The sequence below is a fragment of the Martelella alba genome (assembly GCF_005217455.1).
GTDB lineage: Bacteria > Pseudomonadota > Gammaproteobacteria > Enterobacterales > Enterobacteriaceae > Acerihabitans.
This window is the reverse complement of record NZ_SZPQ01000118.1, coordinates 1-1,588: the sequence shown is the minus strand read 5'-3', so window position 1 is coordinate 1,588 and position 1,588 is coordinate 1. Positions and strand designations below refer to the sequence as shown.

The 1,588-nt window shown below is 58.8% G+C and carries 2 protein-coding genes and 1 pseudogene; all 3 read left to right on the top strand.

All coding sequences use genetic code 11. The features are described from left to right. The first annotated feature begins 35 nt into the window (after positions 1 to 35). Positions 36 to 599, top strand: a complete 564-nt coding sequence (locus FCN80_RS27585; RefSeq protein WP_373880370.1) for a DNA N-6-adenine-methyltransferase — start codon at positions 36 to 38, stop codon at positions 597 to 599. Further along, a pseudogene (locus FCN80_RS27580) lies at positions 596 to 949 on the top strand (DNA cytosine methyltransferase); the annotation flags it as partial. The gene FCN80_RS27585 and the pseudogene FCN80_RS27580, both read left to right, overlap by 4 nt. Before the next feature lie 575 nt (positions 950 to 1,524). After that, the coding region (locus FCN80_RS27575) for a hypothetical protein (protein ID WP_373880369.1) at positions 1,525 to 1,588 on the top strand (64 nt) is incomplete at its 3' end.

The window sequence follows — 1,588 nt, the reverse complement described above, 5'->3', positions numbered from 1 at the left end:
GCGCCAGTCAGCATGAGGGGCAATACATCACCGGTATGGTTCACATCATGGAACATACCATGGCGATGCGGGAACGCGGCGGCCGGTACGTGGTACTCATCAAAGCGGCCACGTCGGAAACCTGGTGGCCCGAGCACGCCGACCATATTGCATTCATTCGCGGCCGCATTGGTTTTGATGTCCCGACTTGGTTTAAACCGGCCGATGCGCAGCAGGTACCGACCGGGGCGTTTTTTGCCGGGGCGATCGCCGTCTTCGATAAAACATGGGCTGGTCCAGCTATGGGGTACGTCAATCGAGACGACCTGATCGCCCGCGGCGAAACCGCGCTGGCGCAAATGCGCTGGATGGCGCCCCGGTTCGTTCAACCTCAAATCCAGACCCCCGACATTGATCCGGTACCGGAAACAGCCAACCGCGTATGGCCAGCCGAGGTTTATTTCCTGTTCGACCAGGTCCCGGCCGCCGGCAGTCTCCCCGCCGACCTGCAAAACAAAATCCGTAGTCACATAAACCACATGAAACTCGACGGCACGCCAACTGACGCCATTATCCAACAGACCATAAAATTAACCGCAGCCATGGGAGCAACAGCATGAGGGAAATCATTGTTGATAATTTTGCCGGTGGCGGCGGCGCGTCAACGGGCATTGAAATGGCGGTCGGGCGTAGTGTGGATATCGCGATTAACCACGACCAGAACGCCATCGACATGCACACGACCAATCATCCCGATACGCTGCATTATTGCGAATCCGTGTTCGACATCGATCCGATAGCGGCTACCGCCGGCCAGCCAGTGGGCCTAGCCTGGTTCAGCCCGGATTGCCGGCATTTCAGCAAGGCTAAAGGAAGCAAGCCGGTAAAAAAAGAGATTCGTGGGCTGGCCTGGATTGTCCTGCGCTGGGCGCTGGAAACCCGGCCACGCGTGATGATGCTGGAAAACGTCGAGGAATTTAAAACGTGGGGACCACTGCTCACGGATGCCGACGGTTCGCAGCGGCCGGACCCGGCCCGCGCCGGGGAAACGTTCGAGGCATTTTGCGGCATGATTTCCGGCGGAATCCCGGGAAATCATCCGGCTCTGGCCGAGGCATGCGAGTTTCTCGGCGTTGACCCCAGCAGCGGACAGGGACAGCAACTGGTGCGTGGGCTGGGGTACAACGTCGACTATCGCGAGCTGCGCGCCTGCGACTACGGCGCGCCGACCATACGGAAACGTTTTTTCATGGTGATGCGCTGCGATGGCCGGCCAGTGATGTGGCCGGGGATAACGCACGGGGACCCGAAATCGCCTGCGGTGCAGGCCGGCAAACTGAAACCCTGGCGCACGGCGGCGGAATGCATCGACTGGTCTATCCCATGCCCGTCGATTTTTGAGCGCACCCGGCCGCTGGCCGAAAACACATTGCGACGCATCGCCCGGGGCATTCAGCGTTTCGTTATCAACAATCCGGCGCCGTTCATTATCCAGTGCAACCACACTAAATCCGACGGCAGTTATGACCATTCTGTTTCAAAGCCCTGTTTGACGCTCTCACACATGCAGGTATCTGGAAAGACGACAGTCAAGTTAAACGCCTCGCTG

Bases quoted from the DNA above. Each gene is read 5' to 3' on its own strand.
- FCN80_RS27585 (WP_373880370.1), top strand. From the start codon at position 36: ATGGTTCACATCATGGAACATACCATGGCGATGCGGGAACGCGGCGGC.